General features: G+C 67.8%; 9 protein-coding genes. All 9 read left to right on the top strand.

Going from position 1 to position 8,303, the window contains the following annotated elements; genetic code table 11:
* A partial coding sequence (locus VKF82_07820) for a hypothetical protein (GenBank protein HME81970.1) occupies nt 1-289 on the top strand: 289 nt, incomplete at its 5' end.
* Nucleotides 290-383: 94 nt separating this feature from the next.
* Entirely contained in the window at nt 384-2,243 is a 1,860-nt protein-coding gene (gene mnmG / locus VKF82_07815) for a tRNA uridine-5-carboxymethylaminomethyl(34) synthesis enzyme MnmG (GenBank protein ID HME81969.1), read from the top strand.
* Entirely contained in the window at nt 2,240-2,950 is a 711-nt protein-coding gene (gene rsmG, locus VKF82_07810; protein HME81968.1) for a 16S rRNA (guanine(527)-N(7))-methyltransferase RsmG, read from the top strand. The genes mnmG and rsmG overlap by 4 nt, the downstream gene beginning before the upstream one ends.
* 42 nt (nt 2,951-2,992) lie before the next feature.
* Nucleotides 2,993-4,408, top strand: coding sequence for an HD domain-containing protein (locus tag VKF82_07805; protein ID HME81967.1), 1,416 nt, complete (start codon nt 2,993-2,995; stop codon nt 4,406-4,408).
* The gene (locus tag VKF82_07800; GenBank protein HME81966.1) at nt 4,401-5,186 is read left to right on the top strand and encodes an AAA family ATPase; all 786 of its coding nucleotides are present in this window, start codon (nt 4,401-4,403) and stop codon (nt 5,184-5,186) included. Before VKF82_07805 ends, VKF82_07800 begins: the two co-directional genes overlap by 8 nt.
* On the top strand, nt 5,183-6,064 hold the full coding sequence (locus VKF82_07795) for a ParB/RepB/Spo0J family partition protein (GenBank protein ID HME81965.1): 882 nt from the start codon (nt 5,183-5,185) through the stop codon (nt 6,062-6,064). Before VKF82_07800 ends, VKF82_07795 begins: the two co-directional genes overlap by 4 nt.
* Nucleotides 6,061-6,885 (top strand): hypothetical protein, encoded by an 825-nt coding sequence (locus VKF82_07790; GenBank protein ID HME81964.1) that lies wholly within the window; start codon nt 6,061-6,063, stop codon nt 6,883-6,885. Before VKF82_07795 ends, VKF82_07790 begins: the two co-directional genes overlap by 4 nt.
* Nucleotides 6,886-7,070: 185 nt before the next feature.
* A complete protein-coding gene (locus VKF82_07785) occupies nt 7,071-7,505 on the top strand; it encodes a hypothetical protein (GenBank protein ID HME81963.1) in 435 nt (144 codons plus the stop codon).
* 92 nt (nt 7,506-7,597) lie between these two features.
* On the top strand, nt 7,598-8,303 hold a 706-nt coding region (locus VKF82_07780), incomplete at its 3' end, for a hypothetical protein (GenBank protein ID HME81962.1).

The raw sequence follows: 8,303 nt of genomic DNA, 5'->3' as shown, positions 1-8,303 counted from the left end.
GCCGGTGACGGTCGAAACGGTCCGGCGTGCGATCGCGCGGCTGGGCTGGGGAGGCGGTGCGATCGCCGCGAACACCGCGCTCGTCGCGAACGCGCGCCAGCTCGAGTCGCTCACACGCGCGCGCGACGCGCTCGGCCACGCCCAGGCGACGATCGCATCCGGCGCGCCCATCGATCTACTATCGGGCGACATGCGCGCGGCGATCGCCGCGTACGGCGAGGTGACGGGCGAGACCGTCACCGATGCCGTGCTCGACGGCATTTTCTCGCGCTTCTGCGTCGGCAAGTAGTCGAGCGACGCATCGTGCGTTAACTTTGCGTGGCAAAGTAACGGCTTTTCCCCTATAGGTTCTCTTTGCTCGCCTGCACAATTGTCAGCATATCGTGCGACCACAAGACTTCGACGTGATCGTCATCGGCGGCGGCCACGCCGGCTGCGAAGCCGCGCTTGCGGCCGCCCGCATCGGCGTGCGCACGCTGCTGGTCACCGGCAAGCTCGAGACGATCGGCCTCATGCCGTGCAATCCGTCGATCGGCGGTCCTGCCAAAGGCCAACTGGCGCGAGAAGTGGACGCGCTCGGCGGCGAGATGGGCCGCTGCATCGACGACACGTTCCTACACGTCCGCTGGCTGAACGAGAGCCGCGGCCCTGCCGTGCGCGCGCTGCGCGCTCAAGCCGACAAGGCTGCGTACGCGCGCCGCATGCGCGCGGCGGTCAGCGCGCAGCCGGGCCTCGCGCTGCTCGAATCCTTCGTCACCGACCTCGCGACGGACGCGCAGGGCATCGCCGGCGTCGTCCTCGCCGATGGTTCGCTGATCCGCGCGCGCCAAGTCGTGCTGTCCGCCGGCACGTTCATGAGCGGCAAGCTGTTCGCCGGCGAGAAGAGCACCGCGGGCGGCCGCGTCGGCGAAGCGCCGAGCCTCGGTCTGTCGGACGCGCTGCGGCGCCTCGGCTTTCCCACCGGCCGTCTGAAGACCGGCACGCCGCCGCGCGTGCACGCGGACTCGATCGACTTCTCGATGCTCGAGGCGCAGCCGCCGAGCCCGGTGCCGCTGATGTTCTCCTATCGCAGCCGGCCGGCGTTTCCCGGCAAGCAGCTCGCGTGTCACATCACCCATACAGATGAGCGCACGCATGCGCTGATCCGCGCCAACCTGCACCGCTCGCCGATGTATGGGCTCGGCGTGATCGAAGGCGTCGGCCCGCGCTATTGCCCGTCCATCGAAGACAAGGTGATGAAGTTCGCGCACAATCCGTCGCATCAGATCTTCCTCGAACCCGAAGGCTGGGAGTCGAAGTGGATCTACGTCGGCGGCTTCTCGACGTCGCTGCCCGACGAGGTGCAGCTGGAGATGCTGCACACGTTGCCGGGCCTCGAGCGCGCGCACATGCTGCGCGCCGGCTACGCGGTGGAATACGACTTCGTGCAGCCGACCGAATTGCGCGCAAACCTCGAAACCATGCGGGTTTGCGGTCTTTTCCATGCCGGTCAGGTCAACGGCACGTCGGGCTATGAGGAAGCCGCGGCGCAAGGCATCGTCGCGGGCATCAACGCCGCGCGGCGCGCGCGCGGCGACGAGCCGGTCACGTTTTCGCGCAGCACTTCGTACATCGGCACGCTGATTGACGACCTCATCACCAAGGGCGCGCCCGAGCCGTATCGCATGCTGTCCTCGCGCGCCGAGTTCCGGCTGCTGCTGCGCCACGATAACGCCGACGAACGTCTGACGCCGGTCGGGCGCGAGGTCGGCCTGATCGACGGCGTGGCCTGGTCGGCGTTCGCGGAACGGATGGAGCGCATCGCCGCAGAGCGCCTCCGCCTGGAAACCACAAAAGCCGGTGCGCGTCTCGCGCACGCGCATGCCGCCGAACCGGGCGTGACGCTCGCGCAGCTGCTGCGCCGCCAGGGAACTGACTATAGTGCGATCGCCGGCGAGCGGGCGATCGAGCCCGAGCTAGGCGAGCGCGTCGTCATCGATCTGCGCTATGAGGGATACATCAGGCGCCAGGCCCTGGCGGTCGACCGGCTCGCCAAAGCCGAGCACGCGCTGATCCCGGCCGACTTCGATTACGGCAGCTGCCGCGGTCTGTCGCGCGAAGCGCGCGAGAAGCTGGCGGCGAGGCAGCCCCAGACGCTGGGTCAGGCCGGTCGAATTCCAGGCGTCACTCCCGCCGACGTCGCCGTGTTGTCGGTCTTTCTCCATCGGCGCAACGCTTCAGAGCCGGTCGCCTCGAGCGCGTGAGCGAGGAGCTCCTCGCTCACCTGGAAGATGGGCTCACGCAGCTCGGCTTCAAGGCCGAGCCGTTGGCTGGTCGCCTGCTCGAGTTCGGCAACCTACTGCTCGAGGCCAACCGGCGAACGAACCTGGTCGGCGCCAAAACTCTTGACGAGCTGGCCGCCTCGCATCTGCTCGACAGCCTCGCCCCGCTCGCGGGCATGGGTTTGCGCGAGCCGGTGGTCGACGTCGGCAGCGGCGCGGGCTTGCCGGGAATCCCTGTTGCCCTTGCATGGCCTGGGCTAGCCGTGACGCTCCTCGAGCCGCGGGCCAAGCGGGCCGCCTTCCTCAGCGATGCGGTCGAAGCTCTCCGCCTACGGGCCGTGCGGGTCGAAAAGCTGTCGGCCGAAACGGCGGGCCGCGGCCAATGGCGCGATCGCGCCGGAACGGTCCTCGCGCGCGCGCTGGCCAAGCCCGAAGCCGCCCTGGGCCTCGCCTTGCCGCTGCTAGCCCGCGGTGGCAGGCTCTACATCTATACCGGGCGCGAGGCCGCTCCTGGAGCCCAGGATCTGGCGGCCATCGGCCGGCTGAACGCACGGCTCGTGGAGGCGCGCGAGGTCGTCGTTCCGTACCTTGGTGCGCAGCGACATGTCTGGACCATTGAAAAAGTCGGCCCGACCCCGCCTGGCGTTCCGCCGCCGGCCCGCCTGCGCCGCGAGGGTAAGCGGGCCTGAATTGTTTCACGGGAAACAATCGACCCTGACGGAGGCCTGGTCTTGAGCCTTCCCGGCCAGGACACAAGCGCGCTCTTGATCGATGCGCTGCCTGAGGCCGGCGTCTATGCGGTCGGGGGAAGCGTTCGCGACGCGGTCTTGGCAGAGCTTGGCCGGCGCAAGGGCCGCCAGCCCGACGAAGACTACCTCGTGACCGGCCTGCCGCTGATGACCATCCTCGAACGCCTCGGCCGCCTCGGGCGGGTCGAAGTGGTCGGCGCGTCGTTCGGCGTCGTCAAGTTCACGCGTCGCGACCGCACGGTGGACATCGCCCTGCCGCGCCGCGAACGCTCGACCGGCCCTCACCACCGCGACTTCGACGTCGAATCGGCGCCCGACATCCCACTCGAGGAGGACCTGGGCCGGCGGGATTTTCGGATGAACATGATGGCGCGCGACCTGCGCACCGGGGCCATCATCGACCCGTACGGCGGCCGTGCCGACCTCGAGCACGGCCGCCTCGACACCTTGCGCGCCGAGGCTTTCCACGAAGATCCGCTGCGCATTCTGCGCGGGGCCCAGTTCGCGGCCCGCTTCGAGCTGCGTCCGACCGAATCGGCGCTCGCCGCGATGCGCGCGGCCGCCGACCGCGTAGCGACGGTGGCACCCGAACGCGTCGCCGACGAGCTGACCAAGTTGCTGACGCTATCGGAAAAGCCCAGCACGGGCTTCGAGCTGCTGCGCGACACAGGCGCCCTGGTCCACGTGATGCCCGAGCTGCTCGAAGGCTGGCAAGTGGAGCAGAACCAGTACCACGCCTACACCGTGTACTATCACAGCCTGCGGGCGCTCGACGCGGCGCCGCCCGATCTCGTGCTGCGCCTCGCCGGGCTGCTGCACGACGTCGGCAAGCCGCGCACCAAGGAGGGGCCGCACTTCTACGGCCACCAGCAGGTCGGCGAGCAGATGGCCCGCGAGATGCTCGGACGGCTGCGTTTCAGCGGCGAGGTGATCGATCGTGTGGCACGGCTGATCGCCAATCACATGTACGCCACGGCCGATGTCATAACCGACGCGGGCATCCGGCGCTTCATCCGCAAGGTCGGCCCGGCCAACGTCGACGCGTTATTCGCTCTGCGCCATGCCGACATCGTGGCCAGCGGCCTCCCGCCGCACGATCACGGCGAGAACGAGCGCTTCGAAAAGCGGGTGGAGGCGCAACTGCACGGGCGGCCAGCGCTCAACGTCGGCGATCTGGTCATCGACGGCGGCGACGTCATGGCGCTCATGCGCGAGCTCGGCCTTGCCGGCGGGGATTTTCGGGGTGATGATCGCGTCGGCGCAGCGCTGCGCGCATGTCTCGAAGAGGTCCTCGAAGACCCCGCTCGCAATGAGCGAGACACTTTGCTCGCCATCGCACGCCGCGTTCTAACAGAGCCGACTTCCGATATTGACCCACATAACGGGACAAATGCCTAAGAGAAGTTCTCGCAGCGGGACAAAACGTGTCATTGCCGTCGCCAACCAAAAGGGCGGCGTCGGCAAGACGACGACCGCGGTCAACCTTGCCGCCGCACTAGCCGGGCGGGGGCGGCGCGTGCTGCTCATCGACATCGATCCGCAGGGCAATTCGACCACCGCGCTCGGCATCGACAAGACCCTGGTCGAGCGCTGCATCTACGACGTGCTGCTCAAGAACGCCGATCTTGACGAGGCGACGATGGCGACAGGCATTGAGAACCTCGCCCTCGTGCCCGCCACCTTGAACCTTGCGGGCGCCGAGCTCGAGCTCGTGTCGGCGTTCTCGCGCGAGCAGCGCCTGCGCAACGCTCTGCGCGGCAGCAAGAGCCACTACGACGACATCGTCATCGATTGCCCGCCGTCGCTGGGGTTGCTCACGCTCAACGCCCTGACCGCGTCGCAGTGGCTCATCGTGCCGGTCCAAGCCGAGTATCTTGCGCTCGAAGGGCTCGGCCAGCTGACGCGCGTGATCGATCTGGTGCGCACGCATCTCAACGAGGAGCTGCGCATCATGGGGGTGCTGATCACGATGTACGACGGGCGCACGAATCTGGCGACGCAAGTCGTCGCCGAGGTCGAGAACTATTTTCCGGGCGAGGTCTTCGCGACGCGCATCCCGCGCACGGTGCGGCTGTCCGAAGCGCCGTCATATGGCGCGCCGATAGCGACGTTTGATCCCAAGAGCAAGGGCGCCGCGGCCTACGCGGCGCTGGCCGAAGAGGTGCTGGCACGATGAGCAAACCGCAGCGAGGCTTGGGGCGCGGGCTGGGCGCGCTGTTCCCGGGAGCGAGCGCGCAAGAGCGCCCGGCCGGCGCGCGCACCGTCATCCCGCTCGCGCTTGCGGACATCGCGCCCAATCCACGCCAGCCGCGTCACGCGTTCGATCAGACCGCTCTCGAGTCGCTTTCCCACTCGATCAAGTCCTACGGCGTGCTGGTACCGGTGCTGGTGCGGCCCAAACGCGAAGGACCGGCGCATTACGAGCTCATAGCCGGCGAACGTCGCTGGCGCGCGGCCAAGCTTGCCGGCCTGCGCACGATTCCGGCGCTCGTGCGCGAGACCAAAGACGGTCAGGCGATCGAACTCGCGCTGCTTGAGAACTTGCAGCGCACCGACTTGAACGCGATAGAAGAAGCGGCCGGCTATCGCCAGCTCATCGCGGAGCACGATTTCACGCAAGAAGTGCTCGCGCAGCGGCTCGGCAAGAGCCGCCCGGCGGTCGCCAACGCGCTGCGGCTGCTCTCGCTGCCCGATTCGGTCCAAGCGATGGTGCGCGATGGCAAGCTTTCCGGCGGTCACGCGCGCGCGTTGGCCACGTTGCCGGGGCCAAAGGCCGAGCGGTTGGCGCGCGAAGCCGTCGCGAAGGGCTGGAGCGTGCGCGAGATCGAGCGCGCCGCGTTGCACGCGAGCGGCAAGGCCGGTTCGCCACAGGCGCGCGCCAAGAGCGCCGCACTGCCGCCCGATCTGGCCGAAGTGGAAACCCGTCTGCGCTTCGCGCTCGCCACGCGGGTGAATCTGCGTCGCGCGGCGCATGGCGGTTCGCTGGAGATCCACTACGCTGATGACGACGAGCTGCAGCGTATCGTCGATCGCATCTGTCCGGAGGAAGCATGAGAAGAACCGTGCTCGCACTGGCCCTCGGCCTTGGGTTGCTCGGCGCGTCGCCGCCGCCGCAGCCCGGCGAGCAGGGAGAACAAGTCGACACGCACGCGATCGCCGCGGTCACCCAGTACGTCACCGCGCTGTCGCGCGGCGATTATCAATCGGCGTACGCGCTGCTCACGACGGCGCAGCAGCACTACTTCGGCAACGTGAACAATTTCGCGTCCAACGCGCGCGCGACCCAATACGCGATCCACAAGTTCTCGATCGTCAGCGCGCTGCCGCACGATCAGGTCGTCGAGATCACCGTCTCGCAGCAAGCGACGTTCGTCAACGCGGCGACCGGCGCCGTCGTGGGGGGCACGGTCAAGGAGCCGTATTTCGCGCTCCTGGAGAACGGCGCGTGGCGCGTCAAGCAGCTATATCAGCCCTGGAAATCCTATGCGCCGCATATCACCGGCAGTGCGCAAGGCATCGCGATCACCGTGCACCGCATCGAATTCTACGACAAACGCATCCAGATCGATTGCACGATCCGCAACGGAAGCACGACGCCGGCACAGGTCCTGCCATTGGGCAAGAGCGTGCTCGACGACGGCGCGGCCAAAGTCCCGGCGTTGGACGACGCGACGTTTCCGCTCAACGACGTCGGCTTTTTCGAAGGCTTGCGGCTGCTGCCCGGCCACCAGGCGTCGGGCTACATCAATTTTCCGGTGGCGCAGAAGAAAGACCAGGACCAAACCCTGACGATGACCGTCGCGCCTGCCATCTTCGACGGCGCGGAGCAGCCTTTTGGCGTCGTCGTCGGGCCCATCCATCTCAAGACGTTGTGACGGTTTGCGGCCCGCAAGGCGGTCCGCCAGGGCTCCCTTTCGGGCCGGAGGATATGCCGGAGACCCTTTCGAACCGCCCGCATGAACTGGTAACACACGCAACGCGCGGTCGAGCCACTACGAGGCGCTGCACGGACGTGTTGCTTCTTCTTCGTACCGGTTCTTTGCACGAAAGAGGGCTTGCGATGCAGGTTATGCGGCGAACGGTTGTTGCGCTTGGTGCGGCGGCTGCAATTCTCGCGCTCGTCGGCTGCGGCGGTCTTGGCGTGAACATCGGATCGGGCACATCGCGCAGTTCGGCGGTCGTCAACAAGGTCGGCATCCAGGTCCAGAGCGGCATCAACATCCCACAGGTCACCCGCAATAACTTCCTCCTGATGATCGCCATCGCGTACTACAGCTACGGTGGCCAGCAGTACGTCTCGTCGACGCAAGGCGCGACCTGGACCACGGTGCATGGGTCGGGCGCTATCGGACTGTTCAACGGCGACTGCATCACGCCGTACGTGGCGGGCACCGTATTACAGAACATCTGCGTGTTTGGAGCCCTTCCCGGAACCGCAACGCTCAACGCGACCGTCGCCGGCAACACCGGCACGGTGACCGTGACGGTTCTGTAGCCGCAGCGCGGATCAACGCTCTCAAGGCCGGCGCAGTCCGGCCTTTTTCTTTCCACGAAACCAGAGGCTGAGGCGGTTCGACGCGCATGATCTTGGCAGCACTTCTCGCAGCCGCAGTGGCAGCAGGTCCATCGGCCCTGCCGGGAGGCGTGCCTGGCGTGACGCCTGCACCCGCCGCCTCAACGCTCCCGGGGGTTTCCCCCGCGCCTCCGACGCGCAGCACGGCCACCCCCAGCGCTGCGCCGACCGTCGCTCCTACGCCGACACCGCTTCCAACGCCGACGCCGACTCCGGCACCTCCGGCCGACGTCGCGATCGTCTGGCACATGGCCGCGTCGACGTCGGCGGATGCGAGCGTCCGTGCAGCGGCGATCTCGCTCACAGCCCCCGATTCGATCGGCGCGATCGAGCGCGCGCTGCGCGCGCATCCGCGTACACATTTCTCGCTGGCCATCGACGCGGGCGCGCTCGACGGTCTTGCCCGCGCCGCTTCGGGCGACAGCGCATTGCAGACGATGGCGCAGGGACATCTGATCGGAGGTGCGCGCGCCGACATGCTGCGGCTGCTCGCGCAAGTGCCGGTGCTCGACGACTCGTTGACGATGCTCCCGACCGCGCGCCGCTATCGCGCCCTCGCGGCGGCAGCGCCGCTCGCACTGGCCGGTCAACGCGCGGCCGCGTTCAGCGCGTCCGACTACGTCGAATTTGCAGGCTTCGGAGCGCTCGTGCGCCTCGCCGCGGCGGGCGAGCTGCCCGCCAACTCGCCGCTGTTGCAGAAGAATGCGCTCACCGACGCCG

The sequence above is a fragment of the Candidatus Eremiobacteraceae bacterium genome, from assembly GCA_035314825.1.
GTDB lineage: Bacteria > Vulcanimicrobiota > Vulcanimicrobiia > Eremiobacterales > Eremiobacteraceae > JAFAHD01.
The sequence above is the reverse complement of the archived record's forward strand: the minus strand, read 5'-3'. Positions and strand labels throughout refer to the sequence as shown.